At 63.9% G+C, this 22,867-nt stretch carries 14 protein-coding genes and 3 pseudogenes; 5 read left to right on the forward strand and 12 right to left on the reverse strand.

The genetic code is table 11. The annotated features are described in order from the left end of the window. Window positions 1-61 precede the first annotated feature (61 nt). Entirely contained in the window at window positions 62-1,048 is a 987-nt protein-coding gene (locus DK261_RS17300; protein ID WP_007927525.1) for an OmpA family protein, read from the forward strand. A gap of 77 nt (window positions 1,049-1,125) precedes the next feature. On the opposite strand, the gene cobA is transcribed toward DK261_RS17300, so the two are convergent. The 8 genes from cobA to DK261_RS17345 all read right to left on the reverse strand — a co-directional run bounded on the left by cobA (window position 1,126) and on the right by DK261_RS17345 (window position 12,869). Continuing rightward, window positions 1,126-1,887, reverse strand: coding sequence for a uroporphyrinogen-III C-methyltransferase (gene cobA / locus DK261_RS17305; protein ID WP_009047904.1), 762 nt, complete (start codon window positions 1,885-1,887; stop codon window positions 1,126-1,128). A gap of 10 nt (window positions 1,888-1,897) precedes the next feature. Next, window positions 1,898-4,615: a nitrate reductase gene (locus DK261_RS17310; protein ID WP_110176057.1), complete on the reverse strand. Its 2,718-nt coding sequence runs from the start codon at window positions 4,613-4,615 to the stop codon at window positions 1,898-1,900. Continuing rightward, complete coding sequence (nirD, locus tag DK261_RS17315) at window positions 4,615-4,932, reverse strand: nitrite reductase small subunit NirD (protein ID WP_009047906.1); 318 nt, start codon at window positions 4,930-4,932, stop codon at window positions 4,615-4,617. Before nirD ends, DK261_RS17310 begins: the two co-directional genes overlap by 1 nt. Continuing rightward, a complete protein-coding gene (nirB, locus tag DK261_RS17320) occupies window positions 4,929-7,382 on the reverse strand; it encodes a nitrite reductase large subunit NirB (protein ID WP_028682004.1) in 2,454 nt (817 codons plus the stop codon). The genes nirD and nirB overlap by 4 nt, the downstream gene beginning before the upstream one ends. A gap of 461 nt (window positions 7,383-7,843) precedes the next feature. Then, window positions 7,844-9,514 carry a bifunctional protein-serine/threonine kinase/phosphatase gene (locus tag DK261_RS17325; protein ID WP_038631177.1) on the reverse strand — a complete coding sequence of 557 codons (1,671 nt, stop codon included), beginning with the start codon at window positions 9,512-9,514 and terminating at the stop codon, window positions 7,844-7,846. A 7-nt stretch (window positions 9,515-9,521) separates the two neighbouring features. Continuing rightward, a complete protein-coding gene (locus DK261_RS17330) occupies window positions 9,522-10,733 on the reverse strand; it encodes a NarK/NasA family nitrate transporter (RefSeq protein WP_016704979.1) in 1,212 nt (403 codons plus the stop codon). Window positions 10,734-11,066: 333 nt separating this feature from the next. Then, window positions 11,067-11,642 carry an ANTAR domain-containing response regulator gene (locus DK261_RS17340; protein WP_007932173.1) on the reverse strand — a complete coding sequence of 192 codons (576 nt, stop codon included), beginning with the start codon at window positions 11,640-11,642 and terminating at the stop codon, window positions 11,067-11,069. 15 nt (window positions 11,643-11,657) lie between these two features. Next, window positions 11,658-12,869, reverse strand: coding sequence for a CmpA/NrtA family ABC transporter substrate-binding protein (locus DK261_RS17345; RefSeq protein WP_110176059.1), 1,212 nt, complete (start codon window positions 12,867-12,869; stop codon window positions 11,658-11,660). A 254-nt stretch (window positions 12,870-13,123) separates the two neighbouring features. Between DK261_RS17345 and DK261_RS17350 the strand changes: the two genes are divergently transcribed. Beyond that, window positions 13,124-14,143: a quinone-dependent dihydroorotate dehydrogenase gene (locus DK261_RS17350; RefSeq protein ID WP_009047911.1), complete on the forward strand. Its 1,020-nt coding sequence runs from the start codon at window positions 13,124-13,126 to the stop codon at window positions 14,141-14,143. A gap of 128 nt (window positions 14,144-14,271) precedes the next feature. On the opposite strand, the gene rmf is transcribed toward DK261_RS17350, so the two are convergent. After that, window positions 14,272-14,487: a ribosome modulation factor gene (rmf, locus tag DK261_RS17355; RefSeq protein ID WP_002553055.1), complete on the reverse strand. Its 216-nt coding sequence runs from the start codon at window positions 14,485-14,487 to the stop codon at window positions 14,272-14,274. Between the two features lie 556 nt (window positions 14,488-15,043). Here rmf and rlmKL point away from each other — a divergent pair. Together rlmKL and DK261_RS17365 are read left to right on the forward strand one after the other, a co-directional pair. After that, entirely contained in the window at window positions 15,044-17,314 is a 2,271-nt protein-coding gene (gene rlmKL / locus DK261_RS17360) for a bifunctional 23S rRNA (guanine(2069)-N(7))-methyltransferase RlmK/23S rRNA (guanine(2445)-N(2))-methyltransferase RlmL (RefSeq protein WP_110176060.1), read from the forward strand. A gap of 126 nt (window positions 17,315-17,440) precedes the next feature. Further along, window positions 17,441-19,840, forward strand: a complete 2,400-nt coding sequence (locus tag DK261_RS17365) for a diguanylate cyclase (protein ID WP_028682009.1) — start codon at window positions 17,441-17,443, stop codon at window positions 19,838-19,840. A gap of 60 nt (window positions 19,841-19,900) precedes the next feature. On the opposite strand, the gene dacB is transcribed toward DK261_RS17365, so the two are convergent. Next, complete coding sequence (gene dacB, locus DK261_RS17370; RefSeq protein WP_009042933.1) at window positions 19,901-21,361, reverse strand: D-alanyl-D-alanine carboxypeptidase/D-alanyl-D-alanine-endopeptidase; 1,461 nt, start codon at window positions 21,359-21,361, stop codon at window positions 19,901-19,903. A 233-nt stretch (window positions 21,362-21,594) separates the two neighbouring features. On the opposite strand from dacB, the pseudogene DK261_RS32895 reads away from it, so the two are divergent. Beyond that, window positions 21,595-21,657, forward strand: a pseudogene (locus tag DK261_RS32895) (hypothetical protein); the annotation flags it as partial. A 237-nt stretch (window positions 21,658-21,894) separates the two neighbouring features. Here the strand turns inward: DK261_RS32895 and istB are convergent. Together istB and DK261_RS33205 are read right to left on the reverse strand one after the other, a co-directional pair. After that, window positions 21,895-22,692: pseudogene (istB, locus tag DK261_RS17380) on the reverse strand (IS21-like element helper ATPase IstB). Beyond that, window positions 22,678-22,867 (reverse strand): annotated as a pseudogene (locus DK261_RS33205) (IS21 family transposase); the annotation flags it as partial. The pseudogenes DK261_RS33205 and istB, both read right to left, overlap by 15 nt.

The following is a 22,867-nucleotide window of genomic DNA, read 5'->3' on the forward strand; positions in this document are numbered from 1 at the left end:
CCGCCGAGTTGTCCCCCGGTATGTGGGACTGCTTTACAATCACCAGATGGGGATTTAACGGATGAAACTGAAAAACACCTTGGGCATTGCCATTGGTTCTATTGTTGCCGTGACTTCGTTCGGCGTTCTGGCGCAAGGCCAAGGCGCGGTCGAGGGTGAACTGTTTTACAAAAAACAGTACAACGACAGCGTTAAGCACATCGAAGACGGCTTCAACCCAGGCGCTCGTATCGGCTACTTCCTGACCGATGACCTGTCGTTGGACCTGAACTACGACAAAACCAACCACACCCGTTCGAACGACGGCACTGGCAACCAGAAGATCAAAGGTGACACCGGCAGCCTGCTGGCTACCTACCACTTCGGTCAAGCTGGCGTGGACTCCCTGCGTCCATACGTTTCGGGTGGTTTCGGTCACCAGAGCCGTACCAACGTCCTGGCTGACGGCCACAGCGGTCGCGACCAGTCGACCTTGGCTATCATCGGTACCGGCGTTAAGTACTACTTCACCGACAACCTGTTCGCTCGTGCCGGCGTTGAAGCCGACTACGCAATGGACAACGGCAAGTGGGACTACTCCGCTCTGGTTGGTCTGGGTGTGAACTTCGGCGGCAACGCTGGCAAGGTTGCTCCAGCTCCTGCTCCAGTTCCAGAGCCAACTCCAGAACCAGAAGCTCCGGTTGCTGAAGTTGTTCGTGTTGAGCTGGACGTGAAGTTCGACTTCGACAAGTCGGTCGTTAAGCCTAACAGCTACGCTGACATCAAGAACCTCGCTGACTTCATGAAGCAGTACCCACAAACCACCACCGTTGTTGAAGGTCACACTGACTCCGTCGGTCCTGACGCTTACAACCAGAAACTGTCTGAGCGTCGTGCAAACGCCGTTAAGCAAGTTCTGACCAGCCAGTACGGTGTTGAGTCGAGCCGCGTTCAATCCGTTGGTTACGGTGAGTCCCGCCCAGTTGCTGACAACGCAACTGAAGCTGGCCGCGCTGTAAACCGTCGCGTAGAAGCGCAGGTTGAAGCACAAGCTCAACAAGCTCAGTAATCTGTAGCTTGCAGCTTTGAAAAACCCGGCCTAGGCCGGGTTTTTCTTTGTCCGCGATTTGTTGAAAGAGCCTGGCGTCAGGCCGAAAGTGCGGCCGCCAGGGCCGCCTCGGAAAGGGCCGGCAGTTGTGCGCCGCAAGCGGCCACCTCGCCAACCACCAGGATGGCCGGGCTTTTCAGCTGGAAGGTATGGGCATCGTCCTGCATGGCGTGCAGATCGCTCCGGCACAGGCGCTGCTCGGGCAGGGATGCATTTTCGATCATGGCCACCGGGGTATGCGGCGCAAGGCCGCCAGCGATCAGTTGTTCACGTATCTCGCCCAGTTTGGCCACCCCCATATAGATCACCAGCGTCGTACCGCTTTGCGCCAGGGCCTGCCAGTTGAGGCTGCTGTCGTCCTGGGTATGGGCCGTCAGCAGGGTGACGCCACGGGCGACACCGCGCAGGGTCAGCGGGATCCCGCACTGGGTAGCTCCCGCCAGGCCGGCCGTGATGCCGTTCACCAGTTCCACCTCGACGCCACGTTCCTGCAGCCACTGCGCTTCCTCACCGCCACGGCCGAAGATGCATGGATCGCCACCCTTGAGGCGTACCACGCACTTGCCATGCCGGGCGTAGCGCAGCATCAGCCGATGAATGAACGCCTGGGGCGTCGAGCGGCAGCCGCCGCGTTTACCCACGGCAATGACCCGTGCCTGGGGGCAGTGCTCGAGCACCGCCGGATTCACCAGATCGTCGATCAGCACCACATCGGCTTCGCCCAGGGCCCGCACGGCCTTGAGGGTCAGCAGTTCAGGGTCGCCAGGGCCCGCACCCACCAGCCAGACTTTTGCGCTCATGTTTGTTTCCTCACAGGGGGATTGCGACGGGCTGTGCCGAGCTGGCCAGCAGACGTTTGATTTCGGGGACGCAGGAGCCGCATTGAGTGCCGCAGCCCAGTTCCTGTTTCAGGCCATCGAGGTCCAGGCCGCGGGAGATCCCGGCACAGACTGCGCTCTGGCTGACGTTCTTGCAGTTGCACAAGGTCTTGCCACTCGCGGCGATCAGCCCGGCGGCCCCCGGTGGCGCGCTCATTGGCGCCAGCAGCCAGCGACGCAGTTGCTCATCGGCCTTGCCTTCCAGCCACAGGTTCTGCAGCCAGTGCTGGGCCAGGGTTTCACCGGCCAGGCGAATGGCGGTGATCCGTCCCTGTTCGATACGTACCCGCTTGCCGATGGAGCGCCGCGGATCGTCATAGGCCAGTACCGGGCCTTCGTTGAGCCCCAGCAACTGGTCGATGTCCTTGAGCAACTGCGCTGCCGGCGCCTCGGCATTGGCCACCCGCAGCAGCAGGGCCGGGCGTTCGCGACCGGCCAGGCTCAGGCTGACGTAGGCGAAGCTTTCGCAGAGCGGGCGCAAGGCTTCGAAATGCCGCTGCACGTCGCCTTCGATCAGGGCGAACAGCTGCCACGGCAGCTGGACTGGCTCCAGGCGCACGCCGCTGTGCTTGAGTTCCGGCTGTTTGGACAGCGGGTCGAACGCCGGCTGGGTCACGGCATTGACGCCACCCTTGAGGAACCGGTCGCCCCAATGCATCGGCAGAAAAGCCTGGCCCGGGCGCACGCTGTCGTCATCCGCCACGGCGACTATCACGCTGCCGCGCCGGCTTTTCAGCGACACCAGATCACCCGCCTGCAGGTTCTGCCGGCGCAGTTCGTCCGGGTGCAGGCTGAGAACTGCTTCGCTGACGTGCCCGAACAGCTGGGCCGCGGTGCCGGTACGGCTCATGCCATGCCATTGATCGCGCAGGCGGCCGGTGATCAGGGTCAGGGGGAAGCGTGCATCACGTTGTTCCTTGGCCGCGCGATACGGGTCGCTGACGAAGTGTGCCCGCCCGCTGGCGGTCGGGAAGCGGCCGTCAACGTACAGCCGCGTTGTCCCTTGTTCGGCACCGGCGGGGAAGGGCCATTGCTGCGGACCCAGTTGGTCGATCAGCGCGTGACTGATGCCGGAAAGGTCCAGGTCGCGGTCGCGGGTCAGCAGTTTGTACTCATCGAACAGCTGGGCAGGCGTATCCAGGGCGAACAGGCTGGGTTGTTGCGGGCGTAGGCGCTGTTCCAGGCGCCGGGCAAAGTCCAGGGTGATGGCCCAGTCCGGGCGTGCTTCGCCCGGCGCGGCCACGGCGCGGCGCACATGGGAGATGCGCCGTTCCGAGTTGGTCACGCTGCCTTCCTTCTCGCCCCAGCTGGCGGCGGGCAGCAGCAGGTCGGCAAAGGCCGCGGTCTCGGTGGTGCGAAAGGCTTCCTGCAGGACCACGAACGGGCAGGTCAGCAAGGCCTCTCGCACCGCGTTCTGGTCGGGCAGCGACTGCGCCGGGTTGGTACAGGCGATCCACAGCGCCTTGATCTTGCCGCCGCGCAGTTGCTCGAACAGCTCGATCGCGGTCAGGCCGGGGTTGGCCGGCAATTGCTCGACGCCCCAGTAGGCCGCGACTTCAGCCCGATGCTCCGGGTTGGCCGCCTCCCGGTGCCCCGGCAGCAGGTTCGACAGGCTGCCGGTTTCCCGGCCACCCATGGCATTCGGCTGGCCGGTGAGGGAGAAGGGGCCGGCCCCGGGGCGACCGATTTGCCCGGTGGCCAGGTGCAGGTTGATCAACGCGCTGTTTTTCGCGCTGCCGGCACTGGACTGGTTCAGCCCCATGCACCACAGCGACAGGAAGCTCGGCGAGGTGCCGACCCATTCGGCACACTGGCGCAGTTGCTCGACGCTGATGCCGCACAGCTGCGCGACCATATGCGGGGTGTAGTCGTGGACCAGGTTCTTCAGCTCGGCCAGGCCTTCGGTATGCGCCTGGATGAAGTCGCGGTCGATCCAGTCCTGCCACAGCAGCAGATGCAGGATGCCGTGGAACAGCGCGACATCGGTGCCGGGCAGGATCGCCAGGTGCAGGTCGGCCAGGTCGCACGTGTCGGTGCGCCGTGGGTCGATGACGATCACCTTCATCTGCGGCCGCAGGCGCTTGGCCTGCTCCAGGCGGCGGAACAGCACCGGATGGGCGTAGGCCATGTTGCTGCCGACGATCATCACGCAGTCGCTCAGCTCGAGGTCTTCGTAGCTGCAGGGCGGGGCGTCGGCGCCCAGGCTGCGTTTGTAGCCGACCACCGCCGAGGACATGCACAGCCGCGAATTGCTGTCGATGTTGTTGGTGCCCACCAGGGCCCGGGCCAGCTTGTTGAAGGCGTAGTAGTCCTCGGTGAGCAATTGCCCGGAGATATAGAAGGCCACGCTGTCCGGGCCGTGTTCGGCGATGGTTTCGGCAAATACGTTGGCCGCGTGCTCCAGCGCGGTGTCCCAGTCGGTGCGGCTGCGCGCCAGGGCCTTGCCCAGGCGCAACTCCGGGTACAGGGCGCGGGCTGCGAGGTCGCCGGTCAGGTGCAGGGTGGAACCCTTGCTGCACAGTTTGCCGTGGTTGGCCGGGTGGCTCGGGTCGCCACTGACGCCGAGGATGCGTTCGCCGTCGTGCTCGATCAGCACGCCACAGCCAACGCCGCAGTAACAGCAGGTCGAGGCGGTCGTCTGGCGGTTCATCAGCCGGCATCTCGCAGGGCCAGCAGCACGCGGCCGTTTTCCACCCGCGCCAGGTGGTGATGGGCGCAACCGATATCCGGTGCCTGCGCTTCTCCGGATTCCAGGTCGATCTGCCAGTTGTGCAGCGGGCAGGCGACCTTCTTGCCGTAGATCAGCCCCTGGGACAGCGGTCCGCCCTTGTGCGGGCAACGGTCGTCGAGGGCGAAGACTTCGTCGTCGCTGGTGCGGAAGATCGCGATGTCGCCCTTGGGGCCGTTGACGATGCGCGAGCCCAGGGCGTTGATCTCGTCCAGGGCGCAGATATCCAGCCAGTTCATAGCGGCACCTCCAGTTGCTTGACGTGGATCGGCTCGAACTCTTTTTTCAGCAGCGGCTGTTCCAGGCGCTCCTTCCACGGGTCCTGTTCGAAGGACAGGGCGAACTGCAGGCGCTCGTTGAGGGCCTTGCGCCGTTGCGGGTCTTCGATGATGGCTTGCTTGATGTGCGCCATGCCGACCCGTTGCAGGTAGTGCACGGTGCGCTCCAGGTAGAAGGCTTCCTCGCGGTACAGTTGCAGGAAGGCGCCGTTGTATTCGCGTACCTCGTCGGCGGTTTTCAGCTTGACGAAGAACTCCGCGACCTCGGTCTTGATCCCGCCATTGCCGCCGATGTACATCTCCCAGCCCGATTCGACGCCGATGATGCCGACGTCCTTGATCCCGGCCTCGGCGCAGTTGCGCGGGCAACCGGAGACCGCCAGCTTGACCTTGTGCGGCGACCACATGTTGAACAGGTCGTGCTCCAGTTCGATGCCCAGCTGAGTGGAGTTCTGCGTGCCGAAGCGGCAGAACTCGCTGCCGACACAGGTTTTCACGGTGCGGATGGACTTGCCGTAGGCATGGCCGGAGGGCATGTCCAGGTCCTTCCAGACCCCGGGCAAATCCTGCTTCTTGATGCCCAAAAGGTCGATGCGCTGGCCGCCGGTGACCTTGACCATCGGCACCTGGTACTTGTCCGCCACGTCGGCGATGCGCCGCAGTTCGGAGGGGGTGGTGACGCCGCCCCACATCCGCGGCACCACCGAATAGGTGCCGTCTTTCTGGATGTTGGCGTGGGCCCGTTCGTTGATCAGGCGCGATTGCGGATCGTCCTTGGCCTCGCCCGGCCAGGTGGAAATCAGGTAGTAGTTCAGCGCCGGGCGGCAGGTGGCGCAGCCGTTGGGCGTGCGCCAGTTCAGGTAGCTCATGGTGCCGGCGATGGTCAGTAGGTGCTGTTCGCGGATCGCCTGGCGGATCTGCCCGTGGTTGAGGTCGCTGCAACCGCAAATGGCTTTCTCGCTTTTCGGCTTGACGTCGGCCGCGCCACCCACGGTGTTGATCAGGATCTGTTCCACCAGGCCGGCGCAGGAGCCGCAGGAGCTGGCGGCCTTGGTGTGCTTCTTGACCTCATCGACGCTGAACAGGCCATGCTCCTGGATCGCCTTGACGATGGTGCCCTTGCACACGCCGTTGCAGCCGCAGACTTCGGCGCTGTCGGCCATGCTCATGGCCTTGTCCTGGCCCTGGTGGCCGACATCGCCCAGGGCGTTCTCGCCGAACATCAGGTGGTCGCGGATCTCGCCGATGACGTGGTTCTCGCGGATCTGCCGGAAGTACCAGCCGCCGTCGGCGGTGTCGCCGTACAGGCAGGCGCCGACCAGGACGTCGTCCTTGATCACCAGCTTCTTGTACACGCCACCGATGGGGTCGGAGAGGGTGATGGTCTCGGTGCCTTCGCCGCCCATGAAGTCGCCGGCGGAGAACAGGTCGATGCCGGTGACTTTCAACTTGGTCGAGGTCACCGAACCCTGGTAGCGGGCGAAGCCCAGTTGCGCCAGGTGGTTGGCGCAGACCTTGGCCTGTTCGAACAATGGCGCCACCAGGCCGTAGGCGATACCGCGGTGGCTGGCGCATTCGCCGATGGCATAGATGCGCGGGTCGTAGGTCTGCAGGGTGTCGTTGACCAGGATCCCGCGGCTGCACGGCAGGCCGGCTTTTTCCGCCAGCTCGGTATTGGGCCGAATGCCGGCGGCCATCACCACCAGGTCGGCGGGGATGATGTCGCCGTTCTTGAATTGCACCGAACCGACCCGGCCATTGCCTGAGTCATGCAGGGCCTGGGTCTGTTCGCTCAGGCGGAATTTCAGGCCGCGGCTTTCCAGGGCGGTTTGCAGCAGCTGGCCGCTGGTCTTGTCCAACTGGCGCTCCAGCAGCCATTCGCCGATGTGCACCACGGTCACGTCCATGCCGCGCAGCATCAGGCCGTTGGCGGCTTCCAGGCCGAGCAGGCCGCCACCGATGACCACCGCGTGCTTGTGGGTCTTGGCGGTGTCGATCATCGCCTGGGTGTCGGCGATATCGCGGTAGCCGATCACGCCCTGCAGGTCGTTGCCGGGAATCGGCAGGATGAACGGGGTCGAGCCGGTGGCGATCAGCAGGCGATCGTATTCGGCTTCGCTGCCGTCTTCGGCGATCACCCGGCGCTTGACCCGGTCGATCTCCACCACCTTGCGGTTGAGCAGCAGCTTGATGTTGTTGTCCAGGTACCAGCTCAGGTCGTTGAGCACGATCTCTTCGAAGGTCTGTTCGCCGGCCAGTACCGGGGAGAGCAGGATGCGGTTGTAGTTGGTGTGGGGTTCCGCGCCGAAGACCGTGATGTCGTACAGCTCATTGCTCAGCTTGAGCAGCTCTTCCAGGGTGCGTACCCCGGCCATGCCGTTGCCGATCATCACCAGCTTGAGTTTCTTCATTTCGCTCTCCGCGTAGACAGGCCGTCGGGTATGCCGGGCCTGGCTCGATAAACGTTGCGCAAACAAAAAAGGCGTCCCGCCAGTTGCCTGGCAGGACGCCTTTGTCCGGTCCCGTTCTCTCGGGAAAACCCATCCTTCGTCGTTGAAGGCCGGGTCGTATGTGCTGTTGGGAGAGTTAATGCAGTGGTTGTGCCAAGTTCCGCCAAGCGCGGTTTTAGCGAGGTTGGCGCGGCTTGCGCAGGCGAGAAGGGTAAAAACTGCACCGATTCAAAGCGTCTTGCCCGTTTCTGGAGCAACCTGTAGCCGCTGCCGAGCCCCGGCGAGGCTGCGATCGGGGCGCAGCCCCGTAAACCTGACAGCTCGGTGTGCCTGACCTGCACGGTCGCCTGGCTTGGCGCCCGCTACGCGGTCGAGCGCAGCCTCGCCGGGGCTCGACAGCGGCTACAGGGTTATAGGCGCTATCAGTGATGCAGGAACAGGTACAACAACAGCAGGTTGAGCAGCAGCGAGACCAGCGCCAGGGTGCGCCAGACCTTCAAGGGCTCGCGTTCCAGCAGTGGCCTGGGGCGCACGCTGAGGCTGCGGCGTTCGCCCTGTTCCAGCAGCAGCAACCACTCTTCGGCGGTTTCATAGCGTTGTGCCGGGTCGGCCTGTACCGCGCGCTCCAGGCTCTGTTCGAGCCAGTCCGGCAGGTCCGGGCGATAGCGGCTGGCGCTGACCGGGGTGGTGAAGCGCGGGCGCTGGAAGGCTTCGATTTCACCGTAGGGAAAATGCCCGGTCAGCAAGTGGTAGAGGGTCACGCCCACTGCGTACAGGTCCTGGCGCGGTGTCGGCGCCACGCCGGTGAAAGCCTCCGGGGCGATATAGCTCGGGGTGCCGGGCAGCAGGTGCGCCTGATCCTCGGACAGGCCGGGGCAATAGGCCAGGCCGAAGTCCAGCAGGCGCAGTTCGCCGTCGTCGCCGAGCAGCAGGTTTTCCGGCTTGATGTCGCGGTGCAGGATCTGCCGGCGGTGCAGCAGGCCCACGGCCCGCAACAGACGCTCAGCCAGGTCCTGCCACTGCGCCAGCGGCAAGGGGCCATGCTGTTGCAGATAATCGGCCAGGGTCTGCCCCGGGTATTCGCGCATCACGTAATACAGATGCTGGCGGGCGGTCGCGGCATGCACTTCGGGAAAGTGCCGTCCAGCCACCCGCCGCAGGAACCATTCCTCTGACAGCAGCGCTTGCCCGGCCTGGTGATCGTCGTGCAGATGGCCGGGTAGGGTTTTCAGCAGCCAGGGTTGTTGTTGCGCATCGAGTACGCGGTACAGCAGGGATTGCTGGCTCTGCCCGACCACCTCGGCGACCTGCCAGCCTTCGAAGTGCTGGCCCGGCTTGAGGGGCGGCGGCAGAGGCCATTGCTGCAAGTGAATCAGGGCGTCGCCAATGGAGCTTTCGCCCAAGGCTTCGACCCGCACCAGCAGGGCGCTGGCATTGTCCTGGCTGCCGGCCAGGTGCGCGGCGCTGACCAGGGTCTGCACCGCGCTGTCGAGGTCAGGCTGGTCGCGCAGGATCGCGGCGATGGCGGTGTCGCCCAGGGTGGCCCAGACCCCGTCGCTGAGCATCAGGAAACTTTCGTTTTCCCGCAGCTCACCGTCGAGGAAGTCCACCACCAGGTGCTGGTCCAGGCCCAGGGCACGCTTGAGCACGTGCTGCATGCCGGGCTGGTCCCAGACGTGGTCGTCGCTGATGCGTTGCAACTGATCGGCGTGCCAGCGATAGACCCGGCAATCGCCGACATGGGCCAGGGTAAAGCGCCGGCCGCGCAGCACCAGGGCGCTGACGGTGGTCAGCAGCGGCTGGCCGCCGCCGTTGGCTTGCAGCCAGCGATTCTGCGCCAGCAGCAGGCGCTCCAGGGCCTGGGCCACGGCCCAGGTTTCCGGGGTGGCGTAGTAGTCCAGCGCCAGCGCCTGCAAGGTCGAGCGCGCGGCCAGGCCGCCGTCGGCGCATTGGCTGACGCCGTCGGCGATGGCGAACAGCAGGCCCTTGCTGGCGGCCAGGGTCGGCGCCGGGGTAACCAGGCGCAAGGCGTCCTGGTTCTCCGCGCGCGGCCCGATGGCGCTGGCCTGGGCGTGGCTCAGTCGCAGGCTCATGGACGGCTCAGACCCGGGCCGCGGTGACGGCGGCGGAGCCCCAGGTGGTCCGCCAGCGGCGTTTCACCCCGTGCAGGCCGAACCAGGCCAGTATGCCCAGGCTGGCGAACAGCCACAGCGCCAGCTGATAGCTGCCGGTGCTTTGCTTGATCGCGCCCATGCCCGCGGCCAGGGCGAAACCACCGATGCCGCCAGCCATGCCGATCAGCCCGGTCATCACCCCGATCTCGCGGCGGAAGCGTTGTGGCACCAGCTGGAACACCGCGCCGTTACCCGCACCCAGGCCGAGCATGGTGCACACGAACAGGGCCAGGGCCGCGTAGGAGCTGGGCAGGTTGAAACCGACCGCGGCGATGCACACCGCCGCGACGCTGTACATCACCAGCAGGGTGCGAATGCCGCCGAAACGGTCGGCCAGCGCGCCACCCAACGGCCGCATCAGGCTGCCACCGAACACGCAGGCGGCGGTGTAGTAACCGGCGGTGACCGGGCTCAGGCCGTACTGGTCGTTGAAGTAGCCGGGCAGGGCGCTGGCCAGGCCGATGAAGCCGCCGAAGGTCACGCTGTAGAAGAACATGAACCACCAGCTGTCGCGGTCGCCCAGGGCCTTGAAGTAGTCGGCCATGGATTTGGCCTTGGGCCGTTCCGGGGCGTTCTTGGCCAGCCAGGCGAACAGCACCAGAGTCAGGACCAGCGGGATCAGGGCGAAGCCGAACACGTTGCTCCAGCCGAAGGCGCCGGCCAGCAAGGGGGCGAACAGGGCCGCGAATACCGTGCCGGAGTTGCCGGCCCCGGCGATGCCCATCGCCTTGCCCTGATGCTGCGGTGGATACCATTGCGAGGCCAGCGGCAGGGCCACGGCGAACGAGGCGCCGGCCATGCCCAGGAACAGCCCCAGCAGCAGGGCCTGTTCATAGCTGTGGATGCCCAGCTTCCAGGCGCAGAACAGCGCGCCGATGACGATCACCTGGCCGATCAGCCCGGCGGTCTTGGGGGACAGGCGATCGGCCAGCAGGCCCATGGCGAAGCGCAGCACGGCGCCAGCCAGGATCGGCGTGGCCACCATCAGCCCGCGCTGCTGGGTGGTCAGTTGCAGGTCGGCGGCGATCTGCACGGCCAGCGGGCCGAGCAGGTACCAGACCATGAAGCTCAGGTCGAAGTAGAGGAAGGCCGCGAACAGTGTCGGGGTGTGGCCGGATTTCCAGAAGCTTGAATTCATCGCGCACCTCAGCTGTAAAGAGTCTCGAAAGGAGTCATGAGCTTTTGCGTGGGGCGCCATTACGGCCGCTCCACCGGCCCCGGGCTGTGGGGCCAAAACGAAAAAACGCCGCAACCCGCATCGCCTGGGGCGAGAAGGGTGTGCGACGTCTTTGTCGTAGGTGGGGCAACCGCCGTTGGTTACCTGTGTCGATTACATAGCCAGATCTGTGCCAAGAGTTGCAGTCCCGGTGTTCCTGATCGCGGGCAAGCCTCGCGCCTACGGAAACTCCCGGTCTTCTTCCGTAGGAGCGAGACTTGCCCGCGATAGGGCCCGCACCGGCACCGCGAGCTTTCAGCCCAGCAACTCGCTCATGGCAATGATCTGCTCCGCTACCTGGATCAGCTTCTGCTGCCGGCTCATGGCCTGGCGGCGCATCAGGGTGTAGGCCTGTTCTTCGTTGCAGTCTTTCATCTTCATCAACAAGCCCTTGGCCAGCTCGATGCGCTTGCGCTCGGCCAGTTGCTGGTCGCGGGCCTGCAGCTGCGCGCGCAAGGCCTGGTCGCTCTCGAAGCGGGCCATGGCCACATCGAGAATGGGCTGCAGGCGCTGGGCCTGGATGCCTTCGACTATGTAGGCACTGACCCCGGACTTGATGGCGTGGCGCATCACGTCGGGGTCGTGCTCGTCGGTGAACATCACGATCGGCCGTGGCTGGTCGCGGCTGACCAGCACCACTTGCTCCATCACATCGCGGCTCGGTGATTCGGTATCGATCAGGATCACGTCCGGACGCACCGTTTCGACGCGCGTCGGCAGGTCGATGGTCAGCCCCGACTCGTCGATCACCTCGAAACCGGCTTCCATCAGGGCCGCCTTGAGCCGACCGACCTTCTTGGCGGTGTCGTTGATCAGCAGGATACGCAACATGGTCTCGGGCTCCTGTCAGCGGCTGGCGAGAAGAGGCGAGCTGTCGCTCATGGCGTGCAGCTGGAAGCTGCGGGCATAGGCGGCCGGGTCCGACCCATCCCACCGCTTGCCGTCGATCAACTGGCTGCTGCGCATGTCCTGGCCCCGGGACGCGACACCGACGGCGGTGGCGGCTTGACGATAAAGCTCGAGTTGCTGCACCTGGCGCGCGATGCCCAGGTAGTCCGGGTCTTCGCGCAGCAGGCCCCAGCGGCGGAACTGGGTCATGAACCACATGCCGTCCGACAGATACGGCAGGTTGACCGCTCCTTCATTATGAAAGCGTAGCGCGTGCGGGTCCTGCCAGCGGTTGCCCAGGCCGTCGGCATACTCGCCGAGCAGGCGCGGCTCGATGCAGCCCAGCGGCGCATCGAGGTACTCGCGGGCGCTCAGCAGTTGCGCGGTGCTCTGGCGGTTTTCGCGGCTCTGCTCGATGAAGCGGCTGGCCTCGAGAATCGCCATCACCAGCGCGCGCGCGGTGTTTGGGTACTGCTCGACAAAGGCGCGGGTGCAGCCGAGGACTTTTTCCGGGTGGTCGGGCCAGATCGCCTGGCTGGTGGCCAGGGTGAAGCCCAGGTTCTGGTTCACCGCGCTGGCGCTCCAGGGTTCGCCCACGCAAAAGCCGTCGATACGCCCCGCCTGCAGGTGCGCGACCATTTGCGGTGGCGGCACCACCACGCTGTCGACGTCTTGCAACGGGTGGATGCCCTGGGCGGCCAGCCAGTAATACAGCCACATGGCGTGGGTGCCGGTGGGGAAGGTCTGGGCGAAGGTCAGCCTTGCCCGGCTTTGGTGCACGTGTCGGTCCAACGCTTCAGGACTGGTCACGTTCAGTGCCTGCAGCTCCCGCGAGAGGTTGATGCTCTGGCCGTTCTGGTTCAGGCCCATCAGCACCGCCATGTCGTTGGCGTTGACCCCGCCGATACCCAGGTGCACGGCGTAGATCAGGCCGTACAGGCTGTGGGCGGCATCCAGCTCGCCGCTCACCAGCTTGTCCCGCAGGTTGGCCCAGGACGCCTGGCGCTTGAGGTTCAGGGTCAGGCCGTAAGGCTGGGCGAAGCCCTGGGTGGCGGCGACCACCACCGAGGCGCAGTCGCTCAAGGCCATGAAACCGAGGTTGATCGCGGTCTTTTCCGGGGCGTCGCTGCCGTTGACCCAGGCCAGCGGGCTGACGGGGAGTTCATTCATGGGGTGGCGTCCTCCATAAAAAAGCGGCCATAAAAAGCTTCCATAAAAAAACGTCGCACCCGCGCCAGGCAGAGCCGGCGGGGTAACGACGCCTTTGTCTTTCGACCCACGCCGCCATTGGCCTGGGTGCTGATGCAGCTTGTGGTGCAAGGCATATGCCATCCACCGCTGATTTCGCCGCGTGCCTCGCCTGCGAGCCCCATGCCCGGCTATAATCGCCGCCTCATTTCGCCGCCACCGAGTCAAGCCCGCCCATGTATACCCTGGCCCGCCAGCTGTTGTTCAAACTCTCCCCGGAAACCTCCCACGATCTGTCCCTGGACCTGATCGGCGCGGGCGGGCGTTTGGGCCTCAATGGCTTGCTGTGCAAGGCGCCGGCGCAGATGCCGGTGAAGGTCATGGGCCTGGACTTCCCGAACCCGGTCGGCCTCGCGGCCGGCCTGGACAAGAACGGCGCGGCCATCGACGGTTTTGCCCAATTGGGTTTCGGCTTCGTCGAAATCGGCACCATCACCCCGCGCCCGCAGCCGGGCAATCCCAAGCCACGGATCTTCCGCCTGCCGGAAGCCGAAGCGATCATCAACCGCATGGGCTTCAACAACCTGGGCGTCGATCACCTGCTGGCCCGGGTGGCGGCCGCCAAGTACAAGGGTGTGCTGGGGATCAACATCGGCAAGAACTTCGACACCCCGGTCGAGCGCGCGGTGGATGACTACCTGATCTGCCTGGACAAGGTGTATGCCCACGCCAGCTATGTGACGGTCAACGTCAGTTCGCCCAACACCCCGGGCCTGCGCAGCCTGCAGTTCGGCGAGTCGCTCAAGCAGTTGCTCGGCGCCCTCAGCCAGCGTCAGCAGGAGCTGGCGGTGCAGCATGGCAAGCGGGTGCCGCTGGCGATCAAGATCGCCCCGGACATGACCGACGAAGAAACCGCCGAAGTGGCGCAGGCGCTGATCGAAACCGGGATGGATGCGGTCATCGCCACCAACACTACCCTGAGCCGCGTCGGCGTCGAAGGCATGGAGCATGGCGACGAGGCGGGCGGCCTGTCCGGCGCGCCGGTGCGCGACAAGAGCACCCACACCGTGAAGGTGCTGGCGGGCGAGCTGGCCGGGCGTTTGCCGATCATCGCGGTAGGCGGTATCACCGAAGGCAAGCATGCGGCGGAAAAGATCGCCGCCGGCGCCAGCCTGGTGCAGCTGTATTCGGGCTTCATCTACAAGGGCCCGGCGCTGATTCGCGAGTCGGTGGACGCGATCGCGGCGTTGCGCTGAGTTTTTTGCGCGGCCAATAAAAAGGGCTCCTGAAAGGAGCCCCTGGGCCGCAGCCCGCCGTCCGGATGGGACGTGCGTGGTTAAGTCGTTACGTATTCAGATTTTGGTGTCGGAATGTGTGCCCTGTTTTAGCCGACGGCGTGAAGTTCGTTGAGTCTGTGGATTCCCGCAGTGCCGGTCATACCGTCCCAGTTGTCGCCGCGTCCTTCGCGCCAGCCATTGATCCAGGCTTGGCGTACCGACGGTAGAGTAAATGGGCAAAGCTCACGGGACTTGCCATGAACGCCATACTGATATCCGCGCAAAAATGCTCTTTCCAACGGATCACGCTTAAGTCTTCTCATAGGGTGTTTCCCTCACTTGTTGACTGTCTTATGTCCCGTCGGCCTCGTTTGAGGCCGGGCAGATTGCTTCTGCCGTTGGTGCTCGCTGCCGGCGTCGCGAGCGTGGTGTTGGCGTCGTTGCGGCGCCAACCTGAGTTGATTTCTAACCAATGCGTCACAGCGTGGGAATGATCGTTTTGTCATAAGGACGTAACGATAATGATGCTAAGGCCATAAGAACGGCCTGCTTTACCTCGGCTCAGTCAGGCAAACCTCGCTCTGATCAGCCTCTTACTGGATGATGGGCTTAATGCTTTAGTGAGAATTCCACTCCGTTGCACTCAGGTATTATTCGATGAAAGGTCGAGTTATGACCTTTTGTTTCACTGACTTATTTATCTGCCCCGGCATCTAAGCTCTTTTGGCCCCCGTGGTCACCGCTAGCGGCGAGCTGAACAGCAGGGGCGGGACGGCACAGATTCGTGCCACGCGAGCGCTCTTCAAGAAAAGCGCTTGATTGAAAACCGGGCGGACGATGCGTTGTCCGTTCACTTATTGCTAAAGGCCCTGAACTCCCATGTCGGATCGCTACGAACTCTTCCTCACCTGTCCCAAAGGCCTTGAAGGCCTGCTCATCGAGGAAGCCGCCGGGCTTGGCCTTGAAGACGCGCGCGAACATACCTCGGCCGTGCGCGGCATGGCCGACATGGAGACCGCCTACCGCCTGTGCCTCTGGTCGCGCCTGGCCAACCGGGTACTGCTGGTGCTCAAGCGCTTCCCGATGAAGGACGCCGAAGACCTCTACCACGGCGTGCATGACGTCGACTGGCAGGACCACATGCTGGCGGACGGCACCCTGGCGGTGGAGTTCAGCGGCCACGGCTCGGGCATCGACAACACCCACTTCGGCGCCTTGAAGGTCAAGGATGCCATCGTCGACCGGCTGCGCACGCCGACTGGCGAGCGTCCCTCCATCGACAAGCTCAACCCGGACCTGCGCATTCACCTGCGCCTGGATCGCGGCGAAGCCATCCTTTCCCTCGACCTGTCCGGCCACAGCCTGCACCAGCGCGGCTATCGCCTGCAGCAGGGCGCGGCACCGCTGAAGGAAAACCTCGCGGCGGCGATCCTGATCCGTGCCGGCTGGCCACGTATCGCGGCCAATGGCGGCGCCCTGGCCGACCCGATGTGCGGCGTGGGCACATTCCTGGTCGAGGCGGCGATGATCGCTGCCGACATCGCCCCCAACCTCAAGCGCGAGCAGTGGGGGTTCACCGCCTGGCTCGGTCACGTCCCGGCCCTGTGGCGCAAGCTGCACGAAGAAGCCCAGGCGCGGGCCCAGGCTGGCCTGGCCAAGACGCCGCTGTGGATTCGCGGTTACGAAGCCGACCCACGGCTGATCCAGCCAGGGCGCAACAACGTCGAGCGCGCCGGCCTCAGTGAGTGGATCAAGATCTACCAGGGCGAAGTGGCGACCTTCGAGCCGCGCCCGGACCAGAACCAGAAAGGCCTGGTGATCAGCAACCCGCCCTACGGCGAGCGCCTGGGTGATGAGGCCAGCCTGCTGTATCTCTACCAGAACCTAGGTGAACGCCTGCGTCAGGCTTGCCTGGGCTGGGAGGCGGCGGTGTTCACCGGCGCGCCGGACCTGGGCAAGCGCATGGGCATCCGCAGCCACAAGCAGTATTCGTTCTGGAACGGCGCCTTGCCGTGCAAGCTGCTGCTGATCAAGGTGCAGCCGGATCAGTTCGTCACCGGTGAGCGTCGTACCCCGGAGCAGCGGCAGATCGAGCGGGAACAGGCCGAGGCCGACAAGGCGCCGCTGGTTCCGCAGGAGCGCCAGTACAACAAGAACGGCAACCCGATCAAGCCAGCGCCGGCGCCAGCCCCCGTGGTCGAGCAGGCGCGCCTGAGCGAAGGCGGGCAGATGTTCGCCAACCGCCTGCAGAAGAACCTCAAGGTGCTGGGCAAGTGGGCCAAGCGCGAAGGCGTCGAGTGCTATCGCGTCTACGATGCCGACATGCCGGAATACTCCCTGGCCATCGACCTGTACCACGACTGGGTGCACGTGCAGGAATACGCCGCGCCGAAATCCATCGACCCGGAAAAGGCCCAGGCCCGTCTGTTCGATGCCCTGGCGGCGATTCCGCAGGCGTTGAACGTCGACAAGAGCCGGGTGGTGATCAAGCGTCGCGAGCGCCAGAGCGGCACCAGGCAGTACGAACGCCAGAGCGCCCAGGGCAAGTTCACCGAAGTCAGCGAAGGCGGCGTGAAGCTGCTGGTCAACCTCACCGACTATCTCGACACCGGGCTGTTCCTCGACCACCGGCCGATGCGCCTGCGGATTCAGAAAGAAGCCGCCGGCAAGCGTTTCCTCAACCTGTTCTGCTACACCGCCACCGCCAGTGTGCACGCGGCCAAAGGCGGGGCGCGCAGCACCACCAGCGTCGACCTGTCGAAGACCTACCTGGACTGGGCGCGGCGCAACCTGTCGCTCAACGGTTTCTCCGACAAGAACCGTCTGGAGCAGGGCGATGTCATGGCCTGGCTGGAGACCTGCCGCGATGAGTTCGACCTGATCTTCATCGACCCGCCGACCTTCTCCAACTCCAAGCGCATGGAAGGGGTGTTCGACGTGCAGCGTGACCACGTGCAACTGCTCGACCTGGCCATGGCCCGGTTGGCCAGCGGTGGCGTGCTGTATTTCTCCAACAACTTCCGCAAGTTCCAGCTCGAGGAAAACCTGGCGGCGCGCTACTCCGTCGAGGAGATCACCGCCAAGACCATCGACCCGGATTTTGCCCGTAACGGCAAGATCCACCGGGCCTGGAAAATCACCGCCCGCTGATGTTGATTGGATCCACAGAGCCTTGATTTTCAAGGCTCTTTGCTCTAGCCAAATTAGTGGCGAATAGCTATAACTCAATGCAAGCCCATGTGACGCTCATGTTCGCTGGCGTTATGAGTTTTGCTTATGTCGTTGCACTCGGTACGCCCGAAAATCTTGGGCTTCATCAGCGAAGACGTGTCGGCCTGGCTGGTCGCGCTACTGGTATTGCTGTTTGGCTGTGTATTGACCGGGCTGCTGGCCTGGTCGACCCTCAATCTGTATCAGCAGCAGTTGCGCCAACGCTTCCAGCTGTTGGCCAGCGAACGTTATAGCCGCATCGAAGAGCGCTTCGAAGACCAGGAGCAGCGCCTGGATGGTCTCAAGCGCTTCTTCATCAATTCCGGTACGGTCTCGCGCCAGGACTTCGACGGTTACACCAAACCTCTCTTGCATCGGACCCAGGCCTACGCCTGGGCGCCGCGCGTCAGCCGCGCCGAGCGTGCGTCGTTCGAGCGCATGGCGCAGGAGCAGGGGGCGCCGGATTATTTCATCGCCGACCTGAATGCCGAGGGCAAGCTGCAGCGAGCCGCCCAGCGCGATGAGTACATACCGGTGCTCTACAGCCAGACCCAAAGCCCGCTGGGCTCGCCCCTGGGGTTCGACCTGCTGGCCCAGCCGATGCGTCGCGATACCCTCGAACGGGCGCGGCAGCGCGGGGGCGTGGCGGTTTCGCAGCCGGTGCGCTTGGTCGGAGTCGAGCCTTCCTACGCGCGCGGCATCATCCTGGCGACTCCGGTCAGCCTGCGCACCGATGTGGCCCTGTCGACCCCCGAGCCATACGGTTATGTGATCGCGGTGATCAGCATGCGCCAACTGGTGGTCGATGGCCTGCCCGAACAGAGCCAGGACAACCTGTTCGTGCAGATCATCGACCTGTCGACCGCCGAGTCGTACGGCAAGCTCTATGAGTCGAGCAACGGCCCGGGGGACAGCCCGCTGGCGGTGAGCCGGGTGCTGAGCCTGGCCGATCATGATTACCAGGTGAACATCCGCCCCAGCGCGGTGTTCCTCCAGGCCAACCATTCTTCGGTGTCCAGCCAGGTGATCCTCGGCACGCTGCTCAGCCTGCTGCTCAGCGCCTTGCTGTATGTCCTGGTCAGCCAGCGGCAGCGCGCGCTGCGGCTGGTGGAACAGCGCACCGAGGAGCTGCGGGTCCGGGAGCAGGAATTGCGCGGCACCCATGGGCAGCTGCGCAGCGTGCTCAATGCGGCGACCCAGGTAGCGATCATCGCCACGGACCTGCGGGGTGTGATCAGCACCTTCAATGCCGGCGCCGAACATATGCTCGGCTACAACAGCGCCGAGGTGGTGGGCCACCTGACCCTGGAAAGCCTGCACCTGCCCGCGGAGCTGAATGCGCGCGCGCAAGCCCTCAGTCAGCGTTACGGCCGGCAGATCCCGATGTGCCAGGCGATGCTGGTGGACGGTTCCGAAGAGCGTGGCGAGGAAACCCGCGAGTGGACCCTGGTGCGCCGCGATGGCAGCCATCTGGTGGTGAACATGCTGGCCACCCCGGTCCTGGACGATCACGGTTTATGGGTCGGGCACCTGGCCGTCTGCATCGACATCACCGAACGCAAGCGGGTCCACGAGGCGCTGGCGGCCCGCGATCGCCTGCTGAAGAAACTCAGCGCCCATGTGCCCGGCGCTATCTACCAATTCCAGGTGGATGCCGAAGGCCATTCCAGCTTCAGCTACGTCAGTGACGGCATCCGCGACATCTACGAGATCGATCCGCAGCAGTTGCAGCGCGATGCCAACCCGGTGTTCGAGCGTATTCACCCGGACGATGTGGCCCGGGTGCGTGGCTCGATCTGGACTTCGGCACGCAACCTCAGCCCCTGGCGCGAGGAGTATCGGGTGCAGTTGCCACAGCGCGGCCTGCGCTGGGTGCGTGGCGAGGCGACCCCGGAAAAGCTGGCGGGGGGTGGAGTGCTGTGGCATGGCTATCTGTCGGACATCTCCGACCTCAAGCGGGTCGAGGAGGAGTTGCGGGCGCTGTCGGTCACCGACTCCCTGACCGGCATCCACAACCGCCGCTATTTCCAGGAGCGCCTGCAGACGGAAATGGCGCGGGTCGAGCGCGGGGTGGGCAATCTGGCGGTGATCATGCTGGATATCGACCACTTCAAGCGGATCAACGACCAGCATGGGCATGCCATCGGCGACATGGTGCTGCGCGGTGTCTGTGAGCGCATCAGCCTTCGTCTGCGGCGCACGGATGTGTTTTGCCGCTTGGGCGGCGAAGAATTCATGGTGCTGTGCCCGGACACCGATGGCCAGCAGGCCTATGTCCTGGCCGAGGAGCTGTGGCGCGGGCTGCGCAGCTCGCCGATCGATGGCGTGGGCATTGTCACGGCCAGTTTCGGCATCGCCAGCTGGCGGGAGCACGAAGGGGCCGACGGGCTGTTGCTGCGGGCGGATTCCGGGGTCTATGCGGCCAAGCAGGCAGGGCGCGACCGGGTCCAGGCCGAGATGGCTTGAGGCGAGTGGGGCAGAGGAGCGAGGTGGCGCGGGGTTGCCGCGCCACCTGCAAGTGACGGCTTACAGGGTCGAAGCGGTGTCTGCCAGTTTCGGCTGGCGATACAGATCCAGCAGCACCTGGTCGAGCACCGAGGACGCGCCCCATGGCTTAGGATCGTTGAGGATCGCCACCACGGCCCAGGTGTTGCCGTTGCTGTCGCGGCTGTAGCCGGCGATGGCGCGCACGGTGTTCAGGGTCCCGGTCTTCACATGGGCTTCACCGGACATGGCGGTGCGCTTCAGGCGCTTGCGCATGGTGCCGTCCATGCCGGCGATCGGCATCGAACTGATGAACTCCGCCGAGTACGGGCTTCTCCAGGCCGCTTGCAGCATGGAGGCCATTTCCCGGGCGCTGACCCGTTCGGCACGGGACAAGCCTGAACCGTTCTCCATCACCAGATGCGGCGCGGTGATGCCTTTCTTCGCCAGCCACTGACGCACCACCCGTTGCGCTGCCTTGGCATCGTCGCCATCGGCTTCGGTGCGGTATTGCGCGCCGAGGCTGAGGAACAGCTGCTGGGCCATGGTGTTGTTACTGTATTTGTTGATGTCGCGGATGATTTCCGCCAGGTCCGGCGAGAAGGCCCGGGCCAGCACCTTGGCGCTGGATGGAACGGCGGCCAGGCGGTCCTTGCCCTGGATGCTGCCGCCCAGTTCCTTCCAGATGGCGCGTACGGCGCCGGCGGTGTAGGTCGCGTGGTCGAGCAGCGACAGGTAGGTCTGCGAGCTGCAGCCGTCGCCCAACTGGCCGTTGACGGTTACGGTGACGCCGCCGTCCGCCTGCGGGACCGGGTTGTAGCGAACGTTGCCGGTGCACTGTTTGCCGCCGATGGCCTTGACCTGATTGTCGATGCGAATGCTGGCAATCGGCGGTTCGACGGAAATCAGCACCTTGCCCGAGTCATTGCGCGCCACGAAGCGCAGGGCCTTGAGGTTGACCAGCAGCGAGTCGGGCTTGACCAGGAACGGCTTGTTCTCGTCATTGCCATCGTCGTTGAACTGCGGCAGTTGCGGCTGCACGAAGAAGTTGCGGTCCAGCACCAGGTCGCCGGTCACTTGCTGCACGCCGTTGGCCCGCAGGTCGCGCATCAGCAACCAGAGTTTTTCCATGTTCAGCTTGGGGTCGCCGCCGCCCTTGAGGTACAGGTTGCCATTGAGGATGCCGCCGCTCAGGGTGCCGTCGGTATAGAACTCGGTTTTCCACTGGTGGGTCGGGCCGAGCATTTCCAGGGCGGCGTAGGTGGTGACCAGTTTCATGGTGGAGGCCGGGTTGACCGACACGTCGGCGTTGTAGACCGTGGCCGTGCCCGGGCCGTTGAGCGGAATCATCACCAGTGACAGGGCGTTGTCTTGCAGTTTGCTGGCCTTGAGGGCCTGTTGAACCTTGGGCGAAAGGGTGGTGTTGACGGGGGCGGCGGAAACGGAAATGGCCAGGGGCAGAAGAAGACCGGCAAGAAAAAGTGGGCGCAAAGATTTGATCATGTGAAGTAAAACCCTACAGCCGAGGGGAGAAAAGACGAGGGCATGACGATAAATTCCCTCAGTGGTCACGAAAGTGTCGGCATTATGCCCCAAGGTATAGCGGCTTGTGCCGTGCCGCGTCGGGCGAATCCGCTATTTTTTTCCCAATGGCCGGCCAAGGCCCTCATAGAGTCAGGCAATCGGTTGTTTAAACTGGTAAAGTGCCGCCCGTTATTACTTATGAGGATTGTTCCATGGCCACTAACCGTTCCCGCCGTCTGCGCAAAAAACTGTGCGTAGATGAATTTCAGGTTTTGCTAACCTGTGCCTAAAACGCCAAATGTTGCCAAAAACGCACAGTGCACGAAATTTCCTTCGTATCTTTGTCGGCGCTGATTGAAAACTAACCCACCCTGCCGATTGAAAATTGACCCAGGGCGGATTGCTGATTTTTGCCCCAGCAATTGTGGATAAGCTTAGCAGCACTGTCCCAGTGAGAAGAGGCATTAAGCCCCACCGCATGTAGACATGCGGCAGGGTATTTATTGTGCAGATCAAAACGGCTCATCGTCCTCGATACCGTCCTTGCGCTTTCGTTCACGTGACTTGATCTTCGTCTGGGCGACCAAGCTGCTGTGTTGCAGGCGGTAGGACTCGTTGCCCGTTTCGACGATGTGGCAGTGGTGTGTCAGCCGATCCAGCAACGCAGTGGTCATCTTGGCGTCGCCAAACACACTCGACCATTCCGAGAATCTGAGGTTGGTGGTGATAACCACGCTGGTGTGCTCGTACAGCTTGGATAGCAGGTGAAATAACAAGGCGCCACCGCTCTGGCTGAAGGGCAAATATCCCAGTTCATCGAGTATCACCAGGTCTGTGCGAAGCAGTCCTTGGGCGATTCGGCCTACCTTTCCATCTTATTTTTCGCGCTCCAGCAAGTTGACCAGATCCACTGTGGAGTAGAAGCGCACGCGTTTGTGATGCATCGTGATCCCGGACACGGTCAAGGCGGTGGCGAGGAGTATTTTGCCTGTTCCAGGCCCGCCGATGAACACGACATTCTGCGCGGTATCGGTGAACTCCAGGTTGGACAGATCCCTGACCAGGCGGGCATCTGCGCTGGAAGCGCTGAAGTCGAAACCGGCCAAATCACGATGCATGGGGAGTCTGGCCATGTTCATCTGGTGGTTCACTGAGCGCACCGCTCGATCCGCATGTTCTTGTTGGAGAAGATGCTCAAGCAGCCATTTCGACGAGGTCGTTGAGGCTTCGCCTTGCGAGGCCAGTTCTTCCCAGGCGCCGGCCATGCCATGCAGATGCGGTTCTTTGAGTTCCGCCTTAAGATCACGCATTGCGAGTCTCCTCATCGGTGGTACGGAGCCGATCAGCAGACCTTCTTCGCTCCAGTAGAAAGGCCTCGCCGAGTGCAAATGTCAGCGGTACAAAGGCCTGCAAAGACTTGCCTTGCTCGCCGCGCCACGAGTGTATGAAGGCGGTGAGCTGACTGTAGCCGCCGTCGTACCTCTC

Origin of the sequence: Pseudomonas sp. RW409 (genome assembly GCF_003184125.1) — a bacterium.
Lineage (GTDB): Bacteria > Pseudomonadota > Gammaproteobacteria > Pseudomonadales > Pseudomonadaceae > Aquipseudomonas > Aquipseudomonas chlororaphis_I.